The following is an 18,422-nucleotide window of genomic DNA, read 5'->3' as shown; positions in this document are numbered from 1 at the left end:
ATTCGTACCGCCAAATGGGGCTGGCTGGTGCATGTCCGGATGTGCCCAATCCTATATCGGTGCGACGCCCTGCACAGGGGCGAGTATCCAAGCGGTTCAAGAAGTTTGGATCGAATAATTATCTGAGTTGCAGGGTCGGCAGTTAGGCAAACGGGTCTCATGATAAAAAGTTGTAAGTTTATGCTGTAGGAAATTGCCTGCGGAATCTCCATTTATATTAAACCCACCGTTCCTGTCTTATCGTGGTGATACGGTTTAGGTTGCTCCTCAATCCACTGCCTCATCCTGATCGCCATCATGGGGTGAAGCCCGCAATGCCAAGCATTTAGCGGGCTTGCACCTGGGTGGCAGGCCAATTTCGTTCGACATTCTCATCTTGAAGAAAGCCAGGGTGTGGTTGTTTTTCGCCGGTAAACATGATGGCGGGTAGAGCAACTCATGAAACAGTCTGACTTTCGCTTCAGTTTTCAGGCGCTCGCCGGGCGAACGGAATTCGAAGTGGTTTCATTCAAGCTGGATGAAGCACTCAACCAGCCATTTGTGCTGAACCTGGAACTTGTCAGCTACGAAAGTGATATCGACTTCGGCCAGGTGCTGGACAAGCCTGCGCTATTCACCCTGTATTGCGCAGACCGGCCACTGCGTCATGTGCATGGCTTGGTCAGTGCCTTCAGCCAGGGCGAAACCGGCTTTTGTCGCACGCGCTACCACGCCGTGGTCGAGCCGCAGCTGGCCCGCGCGCGGTTGCGTTCGAACTGGCGGATCTTTCAGCAGAAAACCGTGCCGCAGATTCTTGAACTCATGTTCAAGCGTCAGGGCATCACCCGCTTTGAGCTGAAAAGCAGCGCGCAGCACCAAGTGCGGGAGTTTTGTGTTCAGGCGGGTGAAACCGACCTCGACTTCATCCATCGCCTTGCCGCTGAAGAGGGGTTCGTCTACCGCTTCGAACACTGCGCCCGGCAGCACACGCTGATCGTTACCGACCGCTTGCTGTCGTTTGGGCTGCTCAGCCGGGGCGCGCTTAAGGCAGAGGACGACGAGGCGCTTTGGCTGGATGAGGATGATGTCGGCCCCGACAAGGTGCTGTACCACGCCAGCAGTGGTGGCGACCAGGCCCGCGCGTGCCTGCGGCGTTTGCGCTATTGCGAGCAGGTACGTACTGCGCGGCAAGTGCAGCGCGACTACACCTTCACCAACCCGGCCTACCGCCAGGAGCACAAGGCCCATACCAGTGGCGTCACGCACCAGTCTCTGGACTATGAGCGCTTTGATTACCCGGGGCGCTACAAGCGCGATGCGGTGGGCAAGCCCTTCACTGAAACGCGGCTGACGGCGCTGCGCCACGACGCATGCCTGGCCGAAGTGCAGGGCGACGACGTGCGCCTGCAGACAGGCCTGAGCTTCACCCTCGTCGGCCACCCGCGGGAAGATCTCAATGTTCACTGGCGCGTGATCAGCCTGTGTCACGAAGGTACCCAGCTCACCAGCCTGCAGGAAGAAGCGGCTGGTGCTGAACAAGGCACCCGCTACGTGAACGATGCGCTGCTGGTGCAGGGCATGGCCGAGTGGCGCCCGGCCCCCATGGCCAAGCCGCGCATCGATGGTCCACACATGGCCACCGTGGTCGGCCCGCCTGGTGAGGAGATCTATTGCGACGAATGGGGGCGGGTCAAGGTCAGCTTCCCGTGGGACCGGGAGAGCAAGAACAACGAGTTCAGCTCCTGCTGGGTACGGGTGTCGCAAGGCTGGGCCGGTGGCAGCTGGGGTTCGATGGCCATCCCGCGTATCGGCCAGGATGTGATTGTCCAGTACGTCAATGGCGACCCCGACCAGCCGATGATCACCGGGCGCACCTATTGCGGTGACCAGCTGCCGCCGTACGACCTTCCGGATCACAAGACCCGCATGACCATCAAGAGCCAGACCCATAAAGGCGATGGCTTCAACGAGTTGCGCTTCGAAGACGAGCTGGGGCGGCAGGAAGTGTTCATACATGCCGAGCGCGACCAGAACAATGTTGTGAAACACAACGAAACCACGCTCATTGGCAATGACCGTAGCGAACGCGTCGAGCATGACGAAGTGGTGGACATCGGCGGCAACCGCAGCGTCAAGGTTGGCGCCAGCAAGCGCGAAACGGTCGCCCTTGGCAAAGTTGAAAGCATTGGCCTGGGCAAGTCGCTGGCCGTTGGCGGTGCGCTAAGTGTCATGGTCGGCCTTGAGGCCACCGAGCAGGTCGCGCTGGACAAGCGCGTGCAGGTCGGCGGGCAACTGCGGGTCGACGCCGATGAGGATGTGTCGATCACCAGTCATCACGGCCATGTGCATATCGACAGCCGAACGTCGCTGACCCTGAGCTGCGGCGGGGCCTTTATCAAGCTGAGCGATGGCCGCATCGAAATCGGTTGCCCCGAACCACTGCTGTTACACGCCATCGCCCAGGTCAAGGCGCCTGCACGTTACGGAGTACCGCCTGCACCTGAGCAGGACGAAATCGAGTTTCGCCTGGTGCATGCCGACGGTACGCCGATTGCGGGCACGGCCTACGTGGCAACGTTGTCCGATGGCACCCAGCGCCAGGGCGTGGTCGACCAGAACGGCTATGCCCGCCTGGCTGGCGTCACTCCCGGTTGCAGCGCCCAAGTGCGCTACGAAGTTGGCCCGGGCCCGCTGCAGCTGACGACTGCAACCGAGCTGGATGCTGCCTTGCAGGCATTGCTTGCCGGCTGCACCTCAGCAGGTGGCCAGCCATGAGTTCGACAGCTGACTGGCTGGACCAAGCGGTGGAAAAAGTGGCCGACGGCTTTGGCTGGCTGCGTGACCTGGTGCTTGGCGAGTTTGCCGAGGAGCGGCCACTGAGCGTGGTCATCGCCGACATGCTGCTGTCGTTGGTGCCGGGGGTGGTGATTGTGCTCAGTGCCCGTGACCTGGCTGCGGTGTGCCTGCGCCTGGGCAAGCGCTACGCGGCGGACGGCAGCCAGGCAACGCCGCAGCCGCCGGAATGGCAAGAGTGGGTGTTGCTGGTGGCCTGCCTGATGACCCTGATCGCGCCGATCATCGGCGCTGTGGTGGGGGCGGTGGGCACTCCCGTGGGCTCGATGGCAGGCGCACTGGTTGGGCAGGAAGCAGCAGCGTTCTTGCGTGGTTTGTGCTTGCTGTTGATACGTGAAAGTCAGGTCATCCTGCAGACAGTGGTTGCGTTTCTCGGCAAGTTCACCCGCGGCAGCGTGGAGTTCTGGCTGCACCAGGTCAGGTTCGCGAGCTATGAAAAGGACTTGCTGGCCTACCTGAACCTGTTTTTGACCAAGGTTCTCGCGGCAACGGCAAAGCTTCGCAGCTACCTGGGCAACTGGCCGTTCAACCAGGCGGCCTCGCACCTGTTGGTGCGGTTGCAGGCCATGGAAGCGCAGTTCTACGCCGTGCAGGTGCATGCCTTGCGGGAAATCCCGCATGCGCTGATGCAGCTCGATGCCAGGCTGGCCAAGGTGCTGGAGCAGGCCAGCGACCTGCCCGCGCAGGTTGCGCAGGCCGGGGTGCATGCGCAAAAGCCGGAGCCCATGGCCATGAGTGCTGGGCGGGTGACCTCTGGCATCGGCATGCGCCCACGTTACCTTGAGCGGTCCGAGGGTGCGCTCGGCCCGCCCGTGCCCACGTCGCCGACAATCGCTGCGCATGGCGCCAATGTGCACGTGTTCGATCACGCGACGGCGACCCGGGCGCAGAAGGGTATTTATGGGGAGGTGGTCAGTGATCAGTACATGCTCGGCAAAGGCCATGAAAACCTGTTGTCCGCTGCGCGTGGGCCTCGCAGCCTGGAAATGAAACCCACCGGGCGTGGGCTGGATGGCGTCTATCGTAATGCCCATCCGCCACCGCCGTTTATTATTACCGAGACCAAGTATCGAACGGGGGGCACGTTTTCGCCGGGTAGTTTGCCGGTTACGAAGGGGAGTAAGGGGTTTCCGAGTGCCAGGCAGATGAGTGATGCGTGGATTGAACCTAGGCTTGACTTAGATCTTGGGAAAAAACAGGCGGAAGAAATTGCATTCTCCGGGTATGAGCGTTGGTTAATGATCGTGGATGAAAGTGGTGTGGTAACGAAAATAGTCAAGCTCGACGAACATGCAAAATTTGTCGGTAATGTAATTCATTAGGGGTGTGTAATGGCAGAATTTGAACAGGTCAAACGTGAGCCTTTTTTGCAGGAGGCAGCCTATCTTGATAGTGTTGCTTTTTGGAAGGAGAACTATGTTGAGCGCCGAGCCGAGTCTATTCTTGAAGTTGAGCGTCCCGAATATGTAAATGTTGAGATGTTGAGCTGGAGATGGTGCTTTCAGTCCATGGAGTTACTCATTGCTCTTTATTCGGGAGGTAAGCCCGTTGACTCACTTGAGTTTTATGTAGATCACCTGTTTTCCCAATTTCAACGTCACAAGAAAGCCTATCCGGGTTTTAGCTTGAAGCTGTGGGAGCCTGATGCGTATCAATTCACACTCTGGCTTCTCTCGTTTGCAGTGCTGTTCAACAAACCCGGGCGCATCACGCAAGTCGCAGGCTATTTGAGTGAAGCCCCTGATGACGGTGAAGATATCCTGATGCGACAACTGTTTTCTCGTGTTGGGGTGACTGTCCCCGGGAGCACGTTGATTCATGAGCGCCCTTATCATGAATTGCTCAATGCTTTAAATACTGAGAAGGATGAGCAGCAACAGGCAGTGCGTAGTTACCTGAAGCAGTGGTATCGAGGCATGCGCAACTGTTATTGGCATGATCGGCACAAAGCACGAAGCGATGCGGGTTTCTTTGGCTACTGGGCATTTGAGGCAGGATTGGTCACTGTGCTGTGGGGCGTCGACGATGCACCCTACAGAGACCTTCCTTTTTACCCGAAGGATTTGGTAGACGATGCTCGCAAGCGTCAAGTGATCAAAAGCTTCCCTGAACACCTGCAAAGCGCGCCATATTCGGATGCACTTGCCAAGTCGGGTGAAATTTGCCCGCGCACGGGTGTGTGGGTATGTGATGAATGGGCTGTAGGGCCTCAGACATTCATGCAAGGCGTAGAAATGCCGAGCGAAAATGGGCGCTCCGTGGTTTGGCGCTTGGTGAAAGGCTTATAGCGTGCGGGAGGGCCTATGGACCCGTTCGACAGCATCAAGCGCGACCCGTGGATGGTCGAGCAGCATTACCACGCCTCGACCTGTGAAAAAGAGCAGGAGTTCGCCAACCCTGACCTCCAGGCCTTGCTGGCTGGGCCCGCCGAGCGCAAGCATCATTACCGTGGCCTTAGCCGCGACTGGGCGCACATGGCACTGGAGCTGGCCATCCAGCGCTACTCGGGTGGCGAGCCGTTGGAACTGGTGGAGGCCTATGTTGATTACGCGTTCGCCCAGTTCACCCGGCATTTTTCAGCGTACCCGACAACCTGCGAGCAACTGCGCCCCTGGGTGGCGGACGAATACCGGGTTGCTTTGTGGCTGCTGTCGTTGGCCGTGCTGTGCGGTTACCCCGATCGTGTCGACCAGGTGCTGGGCTGGCTGAACCAGGACGACGAGCGCAGCCCCGACCTGCTGCTGCATCGCCTGTTCCTGCGGCTGAGCAAGGCATACCCGGGGACCTCGCTGCTTCACCCCGAGACCTACGCCGCCTTGCTGGAGAGCCTCGACCTGCGTGGCCAAGCGCAGCATGAAGCGCTCTTGCGCTATCTCGAACAGTGGTATGCCAAGGCGCATGGCTGCTATTGGCACGATCGCCATGCCCGGGCACGGGGTGACCACTTGGGCTACTGGGCACTCGAAGCGGCGCTGGTAGCGTTTTTATGGTCTGTGCCAGGGGATGCTCTGGAGAGCGCCCCACATTTTTTTCCAAAGGCACTCATCGCAAGGGCGCATTACCGACGACTGGGCAAACAGTTCCGCGACCCGGAAACCGCCAGGCGCGAGGACGCTCCTGGCTGGCCTTCTGGCACCCCTTGCCCATGGCCCGGTCATTACACCTGCGTCGAGCGCAGTGTGGGTGAACAGGTGTTCATGCACCAGACACCCTTCCCCAAGATCGATGGCCAGGTGGTTCACTGGCGGCTGTCGAGGACATTCTGATTGGCGCTGCCGGCATGAGTGCGTGGCGCTTTACATGATTCAGGAGTGGCGACAATGCCTGCCATCGTTCTGCTTGGTCACCCTCACCATTGCCCATTGTGCGGCCCCACCAGCGTCAGCAGCGGCTCCAGCCTGTTCTTCGTCAACGGCAGGGCGGCCGCCAGGGTTGGCGACAGGCTCGGCTGTGGGGCGGCGATCACCAGCGGCTCGGCGCTGATGATGGATGAAGGACAGCCGCTTGCCAGGGTTGGCGATGCTACCAGTCATGGCGGCGTCCTGGAAAATGGCGATAACAGTTGGTTGCTCGATTAAGCGAAGTGGGAGCGGTTCAGCCCCCACAGGGAATGGGCAAGATCAGATGCTGACAGCCTTGCCATCGGTGCGCGCTTGCGCCAACAGCAGGTTCAACTGGGCGACCTGCTGACGCAGCTGGTCACGTTCGTCTTTAAGTTTACGCAGCTCATCACGGCGCACGGAGACATAGAGGGTCTGGGGTGGGGTTGCTGGCATCAATGTACCCATGAGCACACCTCGCGGTTTTGGCTGGTGACAAGTCAAAGCGTAGACGCTTCACGCGGGGCGCATTCTGAATTCTTTCACCGGGCTTGGGAACTTTTTTGTTTATTGTGGTCTTGCCGTTCGTCGCTGAACCCTCGGGCGGCATGCTGGACTAATCTGAAAAGCTGGACTGTCGTCATCCATTTCGAAAAGGGAGCATTGGCTCATGCAACTGGGAATCATCGGGCTGGGCCGTATGGGCGGCAATATCGCAAGGCGCCTGATGCGCGCCGGTCACCGCACCGTGGTGCACGACCGCAACCGTGATGCCATCACCGGCCTGGAGGGCGAAGGCGCCCAGGGTGCGCATGACCTCGGTGCACTGGTACAAAAGCTGAAAGCGCCGCGCGCGGTATGGGTGATGCTGCCGGCTGGTGACGCCACCGAGCAGACCATCGCCCAGCTGGCCGAAATGCTGGAGCCGGGCGATGCGATCATCGACGGCGGCAACACCTTCTACAAGGACGACATGCGCCGCGCTGCAGAACTGGCCAAGCGCGGCCTGCATTATCTGGACGTCGGGACTTCCGGCGGCGTGTGGGGCCTGGACCGCGGCTACTGCATGATGATCGGCGGCGAAAAGGACGTGTTCGAGCGCCTGGAACCGCTGTTCAAGGCGCTGGCGCCGGGCGTGGGCGACATCCCGCGTACCCATGGCCGCAGCGGCGAGCACCAGCGTGCCGAGCACGGCTACATCCATGCCGGCCCACCGGGCGCCGGGCACTACGTGAAAATGGTGCATAACGGCATCGAGTACGGCCTGATGCAGGCCTATGCCGAAGGCTTCGACCTGCTGCGCAGCAAAGGCGGCAACGAGTTGCCCGAAGACCAGCGCTTCGACCTGAACGTAGCCGAAATTGCCGAAGTGTGGCGACGCGGCAGCGTGGTGACCTCGTGGCTGCTCGACCTCACCGCCGATGCGCTGGTGGCCGACCCTCAGCTGTCGCAATTCAGTGGCTCGGTGTCCGACAGTGGCGAAGGCCGCTGGACCATCGACGCCGCCGTCGAGCAGGCGGTGCCGGTGCCGGTGTTGTCCAGCGCACTGTTCGCGCGCTTCCGTTCGCGCCAGCAACAGGGCACCTACGGTGACAAGATCCTCTCGGCCATGCGCCTGGGCTTCGGTGGCCACGTCGAGAAGAAAGGCGAATGACTAAACAGACCCTTGCGGCCGCCCCCCCTTGTACCCTGTTCCTGTTCGGCGCCAATGGCGACCTGGTCAAGCGCCTGCTGATGCCCGCGCTGTACAACCTCAGCCGTGACGGTTTGCTGGACCGTAACCTGCGCATCGTCGGCGTTGACCATAACCCGGCCAGCGCCGAGGATTTCGCCGCGCGCCTGCACGCGTTCATGGTCGAGCGTGACAAAGGCGGCGAGGGCAGCGCCAAGTGCCTGGACGAGAAGCTATGGGCCCGCCTGGCCAAGCGCCTGGATTACCAGACGGGCGACTTTCTCGATCCGGCCACCTACCAGGCCCTGGCCAGGCGCATCGACAAGACCCGCCACGGCAATGCCATTTTCTATCTGGCCACGTCGCCGCGCTTCTTCCCCGAGGTGGCGCAGCGCCTGGGGCAGGCCGGCTTGCTGGACGAGTCTGCCGGCGGCTTTCGCCGGGTGGTGGTTGAAAAACCGTTCGGCACCGACCTGGCCAGCGCCGAGGCGCTCAACGCCTGCCTGCTGAAGGTGATGGGCGAGCGGCAGATCTACCGCATCGACCATTACCTGGGCAAAGAGACGGTGCAGAATATTCTGGTCAGCCGCTTTTCCAACGGCTTGTTCGAATCGTTCTGGAACAATCACTACATCGACCACGTGCAGATCACCGCAGCGGAAACCGTCGGTGTCGAGACCCGTGGTGCGTTCTATGACAGCACCGGCGCCCTGCGCGACATGGTGCCCAACCACCTGTTCCAGTTGCTGGCGATGGTGGCCATGGAGCCGCCGGCCGCGTTCGGCGCCGATGCGGTGCGCGGTGAAAAGGCCAAGGTGGTCGGCGCTATTCGCCCATGGTCGGCAAAAATGGCCCTGAAGAATTCCGTACGAGGCCAGTACAGCGCCGGCAAGCAGGGGCGCAAGCCGTTGCCAGGCTACCGGCAGGAGCCCAACGTCGCGCCGGATAGCCAGACCGAGACCTACGTGGCGCTGAAGGTGATGATCGACAACTGGCGCTGGGCCGGCGTGCCGTTCTACCTGCGCACCGGCAAGCGCATGAGCGTGCGTGACACCGAGATTGCCATCTGCTTCAAGCCCGCACCGTATGCGCAGTTTCGCGAGTCGGAGCTGGAACGGCCCAAACCCAACTACCTGAAAATCCAGATCCAGCCCAATGAAGGCATGTGGTTCGACCTGCAAGCCAAACGGCCCGGGCCAGAGCTGGTGATGGAGAATGTCGAGTTGGGTTTTGCCTACAAGGACTTCTTCAAGATGACCCCGGCCACTGGCTACGAGACGCTGATCTATGACTGCCTGACCGGTGACCAGACCCTGTTCCAGCGGGCTGACAACATCGAAAACGGCTGGCGAGCGGTGCAGCCGTTTCTCGATGCCTGGGCCCAGGGCGGCGAAGTGCATGAGTACTCGGCTGGCGAAGATGGGCCTGAGGCCGGCAATGAATTGCTGACCCGCGACAAGCGGGAGTGGCACCGGTTGGGGTGAGAGGTTTGCAAGCCTGTACCGGCCCTTTCGCGGGCAAGCACAGGCAACCACACAAAGGAGACTCGATGCCTGCCCAAATCGAAGACTACGCCCTGCTGGGCAACTGCCGCAGTGCGGCGCTGGTCAGCCGCGATGGCGCGCTGGACTGGCTGTGCCTGCCACGCTTCGACGCCCCCGCGGTGTTCGCGGCCCTGCTGGGCAACGAAGAAAATGGCCGCTGGCGCCTGGCCCCTTGCGACCCGGTAACGCACAGCAGCCGCCAATACCTGGGCGACACCCTGGTGCTGGAAACCACTTGGGTCACCGCCAGCGGTCGTGCCCGGGTGCTCGACTTCATGCCCCTGGGCGAAGTCAATTCGGTGGTGCGCATCGTCGAAGGCTTGTCTGGCGAAACCCATTTCGAAATGGATCTGGTCATGCGCTTCGACTACGGCCGCAGCGTGCCCTGGGTGGAACGGCTCGACCCACTGACCCTCAGTGCCGTCGCCGGCCCTGACCGGCTGATCCTGTGCAGCACCGTGCCCCCGCAAGCCCGCGACCACCATATTGGCTGCCGCTTTCGCGTCAGCACGGGCCAGCGCCAGGTCTTCAGCCTGCGTCACCAGCCCTCGCACTTGCCGGTGCAGCCTGACTGCAACATCGACCAAGCCCTGGCAAACAGTTGCGAGCAATGGCAGGCCTTCGCCGACCGCTGCCCGCAGGTAGGACCGTATACCGCCCTGGTGCGCCGCTCGCTGCTCACCCTCAAGGCCATGACCTACGCTCCCACCGGCGGTATTGTCGCTGCCGTCACCACGTCGCTGCCCGAGCGTGTGGGCGGCGAGCGCAACTGGGACTACCGCTTCTGCTGGCTGCGCGACGCGACCATGACCCTGCTGGCCTTCATGAACCTTGGCTACTTCGACGAGGCCCAGGCCTGGCGCGAGTGGCTGCTGCGCTCGGTGGCCGGTAACCCTGAGCAGATGCAGATCATGTATGGCCTGGCTGGCGAGCGCGACCTGCAGGAGTACACCTTGCCGTGGCTGGCCGGTTATGAGCATTCTCAGCCTGTGCGGGTGGGTAACGCCGCCTCGGCGCAGAGGCAACTGGACATCTATGGCGAACTGGCCGATGCGATGACCCAGGCGATCAAGGGCGGGTTGCCCCGCCACCCGCGCAGCGCCGCCATTTCGCGCTTGATATTGCCTTATGTCGAACGTATCTGGCGCGAGCCGGACGAAGGCATCTGGGAAGTGCGTGGCGGCCGGCAGCAGTTCGTGCACTCCAAGGTGATGGCCTGGGTCGCCTTCGACCGCGCCGCAGGGCTGGCCGACACCACGGAAGAAGGCCGCGAGCGTGGGCAGCATTATCGCCAGGTGGCTGACGAGATTCACCGCGACGTGTGCGAGCACGGCCTCGACCCCAGCGGCCGGTTCTTCGTCCAGGCCTATGGTTCTACCGAAATGGACGCCAGCCTGTTGCAGATCGCCCTGACCGGCTTCCTGCCGGCGGATGACCCACGCTTCATGCGCACCCTCGAACAGATCGAACAGCGTCTGATGAAGAACGGCCTGCTGCTGCGCTATGACAGTGACAGCTGCAGCGACGGCCTGACGCCGGGAGAGGGCACCTTCCTGGTGTGTTCGTTCTGGCTGGCTGACGTTTATGTGTTACTGGGGCGCCAGGCCAAAGCCGAAGCGCTGTACCAACACCTGACCGGCCTGTGCAACGACCTCGGCCTGCTGGCCGAACAGTACGACCCGGCCGGCCAGCGCATGCTCGGCAACTTCCCCCAGGCCTTCAGCCAGATAGGCATCATCAACACCGCGCTGAATCTGCACCGCGCACAGTGCCCGGCGCGCGACCGGGCGCGTTGTGGGTAGCGAATGAGTAGGGCGACTGCCTTGACCGGAGTAGACTAGGCCAAACCCTTTCGGCACGGAGCATACATGGGCATTCGCGGTACTGACCGGCAGATCGACAACATCGAGTTCAATGTCAGCGACATCTCACGGAGCAAGGCCTTCTATGGCAGTGTATTCGGCTGGGCGTTCACCGACTACGGGCCGACCTACACCGAGTTCAGCGATGGCCGGTTGACGGGTGGCTTCACCACGGGTGAGCCGGTGCGCCCGGGCGGGCCGCTGGTCATCCTGTACGCTGACGACCTGGAGGCCACGCAGCAGCGGATCGAAGCTGCCGGGGCGAAAATCAGCCGGGCGACCTTTGCCTTCCCCGGCGGGCGGCGCTTTCATTTCATCGACCCTGACGGTTATGAGCTGGCGGTGTGGACGGCCCAAGCCTGATGGCCAATCACAAGATCGAAATCCGCCGACGCAATATCGAAAAAATCCTGCAAGCGGCGGAAAAGGTGTTTGCCGAGAAGGGCTACGGCGCCACCTCCATGGGCGATATCGCCGAGCAGGCTGAGCTGCCACGCTCCAACCTGCATTATTACTTCAGCACCAAGGACGAGCTGTTCCGCGCGGTGCTGCAGGACCTGCTGGATGTGTGGAAGCAGGACGCCCTGTGCTTCGAGAACTTCGACGACCCGCGTGTGGTGCTGACCAGCTACATCCGGGCGAAGATGGGCCATTCGCGCTCGCGGCCGCTGGGCTCGAAGATCTGGGCCGAAGAGATGCTGCACGGGGCGCCGGTGCTGGGGGTTAACCTCGACGAAAGCCTGGTGCCCTGGGCGAAGATGAAAGAAGCCAAGATCCGCTGCTGGGTGGAAGAGGGGCGTATTCTGCCGGTAGAGCCTTCGGCGTTGCTGTATATGATCTGGGCGTCTACCCAGCACTATGCTGACTTTGGTTACCAGGTTCAGTTGCTCAACGGCGGCGAGGTGCTGTCGGACATGGCGTTCGAGAGTGCCGTGCAAACCGTGACCAGCGTGATCTTGCGGGGGATCGGGCTGGAGCCGTGAACCGGCGATGAAGGCCGCTGCGCGGCATTCGCGGGCTTGCCCGCTCCCGCAGGACTGCGCCATTTCTGAGGACAGCGCAGAACCTGTGGGAGCGGGCAAGCCCGCGAAGGGCTGCATGGCAGCCCCATTGCTTCAACTGGCCTCGCGGTACGGATTACGCGGATCCTGCGTCCAGTTCAGGTACGGCTTGCCGGTATCCTGTGCCTCCATTTCGATGCAGTTTTCCACCGGGCAGGTGATCTGGCACAGGTTACAGCCTACGCATTCCTCTTCGATCACACTGTAGGCATGCGTGCCGTCAGCCTTCAGCGTGCTGGCAATCGCCTGGTGCGAGGTGTCCTCGCACGCAATGTGGCAGCGCCCGCAACCAATGCACGCCTCCTGGTCAATGTGCGCGACCGACTTGTAGTTGATGTCCAGGTATTTCCAGTCGGTGGTATGCCCCACCGCCTGCCCGCGGAACGCTTCGATAGTGGGATGCCCATGCTGGTCCATCCAGCGTGCCAGGCCGTCCTGCATGTCCTCGACGATACGGAAGCCATGCAGCATCGCCGCTGTGCACACCTGCACGGCGCCACTGCCCAGGGCCATGAACTCGGCGGCGTCACGCCAGTTGCCGATGCCGCCAATGCCACAAATCGGCAAGCCCCGCGTTTCCGGGTCACGGGCGATTTCCGCCACCATGTTCAAGGCAATCGGCTTCACTGCCGAACCGCAGTAACCGCCATGGGTGCTCTGGTCTCCGACAATCGGGTGGGCCACCATGCGGTCCAGGTCGACGCTGGTGATGGAGTTGATGGTGTTGATCAACGACACGGCATCGGCCCCGCCCCGGTGCGCGGCGCGGGCCGACTGGCGGATATCGGTGATGTTCGGCGTAAGCTTCACGATCACCGGCAGCGCGCAGTACGTCTTGCACCAGCGGGTGACCATTTCCACATATTCCGGCACCTGGCCGACGGCTGCCCCCATGCCGCGCTCCGGCATACCGTGCGGGCAACCGAAGTTCAGCTCGATGCCATCGGCCCCCGTGGCTTCCACCAGCGGCAGGATGAACTTCCACGATTCCTCTATGCACGGCACCATCAGCGACACGATCAGTGCGCGGTCGGGCCAGTCCTTCTTCACCTGGGTGATTTCACGCAGGTTGATTTCCAGAGAGCGGTCGGTGATCAACTCGATATTGTTGATCCCCTGTACCTGACGGTTGGGGCCATAGTGCGCCGAGTAGCGCGACGACACGTTGACCGCCGCAGGGTCTTCGCCCAGGGTCTTCCAGACCACGCCGCCCCAGCCGGCCTCGAAGGCGCGGACCACGTTGTAGGCCTTGTCGGTTGGCGGTGCGGAGGCCAGCCAGAAGGGGTTGGGTGCCTTGATGCCGGCAAATACGATAGACAAGTCGGCCATTTACGCTGCCTCCACGTTGAGCATGAGTTGGGCATGGATGGCTTCGGCGGCCAGCTTGCCGTGTTGCACGGCCTGCACGGTAAGGTCCTGCCCCAGCGCGGTGCAGTCGCCGCCTGCGTACACGCCCGGCAGGCTGGTCTGCAGGTTTTCGTCAACGCGGATGCGCTCACCCTCGCGGGCCAGTTGCGCAGCCACCGGGTCGCCGAGGCTGGCATCGTCAAAGCGTTGGCCAATGGCCTTGAAAATGGCGTCCGCAGCCAGCTCGAAGGTTTCGCCGGTATCGCGCAGGCGGCCTTCCGCCAGCTCGGTGCGGGCAAAGCGCATGCCGCGGACCTTGCCGGCGTCATCCAGCAGCACGGCATCAGGGCGGGCCCAGGTGTGCAGGCGTACCTGGTTGGCCTTGGCAATGTCCTGCTCGTGGCCGGTAGCGCCCATGTCGGCGTGGCCACGGCGGTACACCAGGTTGACGTCGCGGGCACCCAGACGGCTCATCTGCACAGCCATGTCGATGGCCGTGTTGCCAGCACCGATCACCAGGCAGCGGTCGGCCAACGGGAGCTGGCTCAGGTCATCGGCCTGGCGTAGCTCGCGGATGTATTCGGTGGCGGCGACCACACCGGGGGCTTCCTCGTCGGGCAGCCCTAGCTGGCGCACGGCATTCAGGCCGAGGCCCAGGAACACCGCGTCGTACTGATCGCGCAGTTCGCCCAGGCTGAGGTTGCCACCCAGGCGCTGGCCATGGCGGACTTCGATACCGCCAATGCCCAACAAGAAATCCACTTCACGCTGGGCATAGTCGTCTACCAGCTTGTAGCGGGCGATGCCGTACTCGTTGAGGCCACCGGCTTTGTCGCAGGCCTCGAACACCACCACGTCATGCCCGTGCATGGCCAGGCGATGGGCGCAGGACAGCCCTGCCGGGCCGGCGCCCACCACGGCGATACGCTTGCCGGTGGCTGCCGAGCGCTTGAACGGGTGTGCGCTGAACTGGGCGTTGTCCAGGGCGTAACGCTGCAGCTGGCCGATCAGCACCGGCGCGCATTCCTGGGCGTTGTTGCGCACGCAGGCTTGCTGGCAGAGGATTTCGGTGGGGCACACGCGGGCGCAACTACCGCCCAGAATGTTGGCCGAAAGAATGCGCTCGGCGGCGCCTTGCAGGTTTTCGTCACTGATGCGGTGTATGAACGAGGGGATATCGATTTCGCTGGGGCAAGCGTTGACGCAGGGGGCGTCGTAGCAGTACAGGCAGCGTGCACTTTCCAGGGCGGCCTGACGCGCGGTGAGGGGTGGGGCCAGGTCGCTGAAGCGCTCGGCCAACTGGTCGGCGCCGGCCCGGGGGCGCGGCAAATGGTTCAGGGCGTTCGTCACGGTTGTAGCCTCTCTATTTTTTTTGGTGCAGGCGACAGGTATTGCGGTCGATTCTGGGGCCGCTCCCACAGGCGATCGCGGTCCTTGTGGGAGCGGCCTTGCGTCGCGATGGGCTGCACAGCAGCCCCAATGACTTCAGCGCGGAACAGGCATCGGCCGCTGATGCTCGGCCCGGCGCCCCAGCACCTCATACACCGCCGGGTACGCCGGCCGTTCCACATAGCGCCCCGCGCCCGGCTCGGCGCGCAGGTCGCCATCGGCCCAGAGCACCTTGCCCTGGCTGATGGTGTGGCTTGGGATGCCGCGCACGGTGCGGCCTTCGAAAATGTTGAAGTCCACCTGCTGGTGGTGGGTTTTGGCGGAGATGGTGCGGGTGCCCTGCGGGTCCCACAGTACCAGGTCGGCATCGGCACCCACGCGGATAGCGCCCTTGCGCGGGAACAGGTTGAAGATTTTCGCCGTGTTGGTAGAGGTCAGCGCGACGAATTCGTGCATCGACAAACGCCCGCTGTTGACCCCGGCATCCCACAGTACTGCCATGCGGTCTTCGATGCCGGCGGTGCCGTTGGGGATGCGGCTGAAGTCGTCGCGGCCCATGGCTTTCTGCTCGGCGCAGAAGCAGCAGTGGTCGGTGGCGGTGGTGTGCAGGTTGCCCGACTGCAAGCCGCGCCACAGCGCCTCCTGGTGTTCGCGTGGGCGGAACGGCGGGCTCATCACATAACCGGCGGCGGTGGTCCAGTCCGGGTCACGGTAGACACTGTCGTCCAGCAGCAGATGTCCGGGCAGCACCTCGCCATACACCGGCTGGCCCTTGCCTCGGGCATAGGCGATTTCATCCAGTGCCTCGCGGCTGGAAATGTGCACCAGGTACAACGGCGTGCCGAGGGTTTCAGCAATGCGGATGGCGCGGCTGGCCGCTTCGCCTTCAACCTGCGAGGGGCGCGACAGCGGGTGGGCTTCCGGCCCGGTCATGCCCTGGGCGAGCAGCTTTTTCTGCAGGTGGTACACCAGCTCGCCGTTTTCGGCATGCACGGTGGGCACCGCGCCCAGTTGCAGGCAACGCTCGAAGCTGGCCACCAGGGTATCGTCCGCGGCCATGATCGCATTCTTGTAGGCCATGAAATGCTTGAAGCTGTTCACCCCGTGCTTGGCCACCAGCTCGCCCATCTCTTCGGCCACCTGCTCGCTCCACCAGGTAATGGCGACGTGGAAGCCATAGTCGCTGGCGCTTTTCTGCGCCCAGCCACGCCAGGTGTGGAAGGCCTCCAGCAACGACTGCTGCGGGTTGGGAATGACGAAGTCGATGATCGAGGTGGTGCCGCCAGCCAGGCCCGCAGCGGTGCCGCTGAAGAAGTCCTCGCTGGCCACCGTGCCCATGAACGGCAACTGCATGTGGGTGTGCGGATCGATGCCCCCAGGCATCAGGTACTGGCCGCTGCCGTCGAGGATCTCGCAGTCGGTGGGCGGTTCGAGGTTTTGCCCGATGGCACGGATCAGGCCATCGGCACACAGGACATCGGCGGGGTAACTCTCTTCGTGGGTAACCACGGTGGCGCCACGGATCAACAGGGACATGCCGTTTTCCTCGCAGGCTGACCGGTCTTGGCCGGTTCTTTGCATTGTCATGGATGCAGGGCGGGCAGGGCGGTCAATCCTGTCAGTCCTGACAAGATTCGAGGCTAGATGCTGATTCTGGATTCAGCAAGAAAATTTTCCCATTAAATTTGTGGTTTTTAAGTTGTTGATATCAATAGGAAAAAATTAACGCGCGAATGGGCGCCGGGGTTTTCCTGGTATTTGACTAACTTGACAAGATGAAAATCTGGTCGAGATTTCTAAGCACAATTCCGCGTGCGAACTCCGGTCATCGAATCAGCCTGATGAGCGAAAAAATAGAAGAAAAACTGGAGAAGGGCCTATGCAACAGAGCAGATCGGAAGTGGTCGAGCAAGATGGCCTGTTCGAGCTGTCCGAGGGCAGCGATGTCCTCGACAGCCCGCGCTACAACCCCGACATAGCACCGACCAAGGTGCACCAGCGCACCTGGAACAAATGGCACATCACCGCCCTGTGGGTGGGCATGTCCATCTGCGTACCCACCTACACCCTCGGCGGCGTGCTCACCGCCTACTTCGGCCTCAGCGTTGGCGAAGCGCTGCTGGCGATTTTGCTGGCCAACGTAATCGTGCTGATACCGCTTACCCTCAATGCCTTTCCCGGCACCAAGTACGGCATCCCGTTTCCGGTGCTGCTGCGTTCGTCGTTCGGCATCCTCGGCTCCAACGTACCGTGCCTGATCCGCGCGGTGGTGGCCTGTGGTTGGTTCGGTATCCAGACCATGTTTGGCGGGCTGGCCATTCACCTGTTCCTGGGTTCGGTGTTCGACGGCTGGAAGGCGCTGGGCGGGACAGGCGAGGTGATTGGCTTCATGATCTTCTGGTGCCTGAACCTGTGGGTGGTGCTGCGCGGCGCCGAGTCGATCAAGTGGCTGGAAACGCTGTCGGCACCGCTGCTGGTGGCAGTGGGCGTCGGTCTGCTGTTCTGGGCCTTGCCGCACATGTCGATGACCGAACTGTTGGCGCAGCCGCCCAAGCGTCCGGAAGGGGCGAGCGTGGTCAGTTACTTCTGCGCCGGGCTTACGGCCATGGTGGGCTTCTGGGCCACACTGTCGCTGAACATTCCCGACTTCAGCCGCTACGCCCGCAGCCAGAAGGATCAGATTCTCGGGCAGATCTTCGGCCTGCCGCTGACCATGTTCCTGTTCGCTGCGCTGGGTGTGGTGCTGACCGCCGCTTCGGCGTCGCTGGTGGGCGAGACGGTGTCCGACCCGGTCAGCCTGATCGGCAAGATTCAAAGCCCGTTCTGGGTGGCCCTGGCCATGGCGCTGATCGTGATCGCCACGCTGTCGACCAACACCGCGGCGAACATCGTGTCGCCTACCAATGACTTCCAGAACATTGCCCCACGCCTGATCGGCCGAAGCCGCGCGGTATGGCTGACCGGCTTTATCGGCCTGGCGCTGATGGGGCATGAACTGCTGAAGAAACTGGGCCTGATTGTCTCCGACCTTAGCCTGGAGAGCGTGTATTCCAACTGGCTGCTGGGCTATTCCAGCTTGTTGGGGCCTATTGCCGGCATCATGGTGGTGGACTACTTCCTGATCCGGCGGCAGAAGCTGGACCTGGCCGGGCTATACCGCGACGACGTGTATCCCGCTTGGAACTGGGCCGGTTTTGCCGCCTTCGCCTTGCCAGTAGGGCTGACGGTAATGGCGATTGGCAACAGCAGTTTCAGCTGGTTCTACGACTATGGCTGGTTCACCGGCTCGTTGCTGGGCGGTGCACTGTACGCCGCGCTTGGCGGTTTGGCGGCACGCAACCCGGTGCGGTTGGCCAAACCCTTGCCTTGAGGCCTCGAAGAGGCCCGTACAAACA

At 62.2% G+C, this 18,422-nt stretch carries 15 protein-coding genes; 11 read left to right on the top strand and 4 right to left on the bottom strand.

Features of this window, described 5'->3' with window-relative positions; translation table 11 throughout:
- Positions 1-438 precede the first annotated feature (438 nt).
- Genes ACF8O8_RS02735 through ACF8O8_RS02715 form a run of 5 tightly spaced genes read left to right on the top strand, consistent with a single transcriptional unit; the run spans position 439 to position 6,410 of the window.
- Positions 439-2,754: a type VI secretion system tip protein TssI/VgrG gene (locus ACF8O8_RS02735; RefSeq protein WP_350298083.1), complete on the top strand. Its 2,316-nt coding sequence runs from the start codon at positions 439-441 to the stop codon at positions 2,752-2,754.
- Positions 2,751-4,154 (top strand): hypothetical protein, encoded by a 1,404-nt coding sequence (locus tag ACF8O8_RS02730; protein ID WP_051122585.1) that lies wholly within the window; start codon positions 2,751-2,753, stop codon positions 4,152-4,154. Before ACF8O8_RS02735 ends, ACF8O8_RS02730 begins: the two co-directional genes overlap by 4 nt.
- 9 nt (positions 4,155-4,163) lie before the next feature.
- Positions 4,164-5,120, top strand: a complete 957-nt coding sequence (locus tag ACF8O8_RS02725; protein WP_392509199.1) for a PoNi-like cognate immunity protein — start codon at positions 4,164-4,166, stop codon at positions 5,118-5,120.
- A 15-nt stretch (positions 5,121-5,135) separates the two neighbouring features.
- On the top strand, positions 5,136-6,098 hold the full coding sequence (locus tag ACF8O8_RS02720) for a PoNe immunity protein domain-containing protein (protein ID WP_392509198.1): 963 nt from the start codon (positions 5,136-5,138) through the stop codon (positions 6,096-6,098).
- A 54-nt stretch (positions 6,099-6,152) separates the two neighbouring features.
- Positions 6,153-6,410 (top strand): PAAR domain-containing protein, encoded by a 258-nt coding sequence (locus ACF8O8_RS02715; protein WP_049588262.1) that lies wholly within the window; start codon positions 6,153-6,155, stop codon positions 6,408-6,410.
- A 42-nt stretch (positions 6,411-6,452) separates the two neighbouring features.
- Here the strand turns inward: ACF8O8_RS02715 and ACF8O8_RS02710 are convergent, their stop codons facing one another.
- Positions 6,453-6,620: a DUF6026 family protein gene (locus tag ACF8O8_RS02710; RefSeq protein ID WP_392509197.1), complete on the bottom strand. Its 168-nt coding sequence runs from the start codon at positions 6,618-6,620 to the stop codon at positions 6,453-6,455.
- A 202-nt stretch (positions 6,621-6,822) separates the two neighbouring features.
- Here ACF8O8_RS02710 and gnd point away from each other — a divergent pair, with 202 nt between their 5' ends.
- From gnd to ACF8O8_RS02685, 5 genes are all read left to right on the top strand, one after another.
- Entirely contained in the window at positions 6,823-7,806 is a 984-nt protein-coding gene (gene gnd, locus ACF8O8_RS02705) for a phosphogluconate dehydrogenase (NAD(+)-dependent, decarboxylating) (RefSeq protein ID WP_010954838.1), read from the top strand.
- Positions 7,803-9,308 carry a glucose-6-phosphate dehydrogenase gene (gene zwf / locus ACF8O8_RS02700; RefSeq protein ID WP_350298081.1) on the top strand — a complete coding sequence of 502 codons (1,506 nt, stop codon included), beginning with the start codon at positions 7,803-7,805 and terminating at the stop codon, positions 9,306-9,308. Before gnd ends, zwf begins: the two co-directional genes overlap by 4 nt.
- 65 nt (positions 9,309-9,373) lie before the next feature.
- Positions 9,374-11,170, top strand: coding sequence for a glycoside hydrolase family 15 protein (locus ACF8O8_RS02695; RefSeq protein WP_392509196.1), 1,797 nt, complete (start codon positions 9,374-9,376; stop codon positions 11,168-11,170).
- 66 nt (positions 11,171-11,236) lie between these two features.
- Positions 11,237-11,593, top strand: a complete 357-nt coding sequence (locus ACF8O8_RS02690) for a VOC family protein (RefSeq protein ID WP_003251273.1) — start codon at positions 11,237-11,239, stop codon at positions 11,591-11,593.
- Complete coding sequence (locus ACF8O8_RS02685) at positions 11,593-12,213, top strand: TetR/AcrR family transcriptional regulator (protein ID WP_274146539.1); 621 nt, start codon at positions 11,593-11,595, stop codon at positions 12,211-12,213. The genes ACF8O8_RS02690 and ACF8O8_RS02685 overlap by 1 nt, the downstream gene beginning before the upstream one ends.
- 132 nt (positions 12,214-12,345) lie before the next feature.
- Here the strand turns inward: ACF8O8_RS02685 and preA are convergent, their stop codons facing one another.
- From preA to hydA, 3 genes are all read right to left on the bottom strand, one after another.
- The gene (preA, locus tag ACF8O8_RS02680) at positions 12,346-13,620 is read right to left on the bottom strand and encodes an NAD-dependent dihydropyrimidine dehydrogenase subunit PreA (RefSeq protein ID WP_100774388.1); all 1,275 of its coding nucleotides are present in this window, start codon (positions 13,618-13,620) and stop codon (positions 12,346-12,348) included.
- Entirely contained in the window at positions 13,621-14,988 is a 1,368-nt protein-coding gene (locus ACF8O8_RS02675; RefSeq protein ID WP_010954834.1) for an NAD(P)-dependent oxidoreductase, read from the bottom strand.
- A gap of 135 nt (positions 14,989-15,123) precedes the next feature.
- Positions 15,124-16,563 (bottom strand): dihydropyrimidinase, encoded by a 1,440-nt coding sequence (gene hydA, locus ACF8O8_RS02670; RefSeq protein WP_049588266.1) that lies wholly within the window; start codon positions 16,561-16,563, stop codon positions 15,124-15,126.
- 343 nt (positions 16,564-16,906) lie between these two features.
- Between hydA and ACF8O8_RS02665 the strand changes: the two genes are divergently transcribed.
- Positions 16,907-18,397, top strand: coding sequence for an NCS1 family nucleobase:cation symporter-1 (locus ACF8O8_RS02665; RefSeq protein WP_010954833.1), 1,491 nt, complete (start codon positions 16,907-16,909; stop codon positions 18,395-18,397).
- Positions 18,398-18,422 lie beyond the last annotated feature (25 nt).

It is taken from the genome of Pseudomonas sp. TYF_14 (assembly GCF_043105275.1).
GTDB lineage: Bacteria > Pseudomonadota > Gammaproteobacteria > Pseudomonadales > Pseudomonadaceae > Aquipseudomonas > Aquipseudomonas alloputida.
Note: the sequence above shows the minus strand (reverse complement) of the source record. Positions and strands in the feature narration are given on the sequence as shown.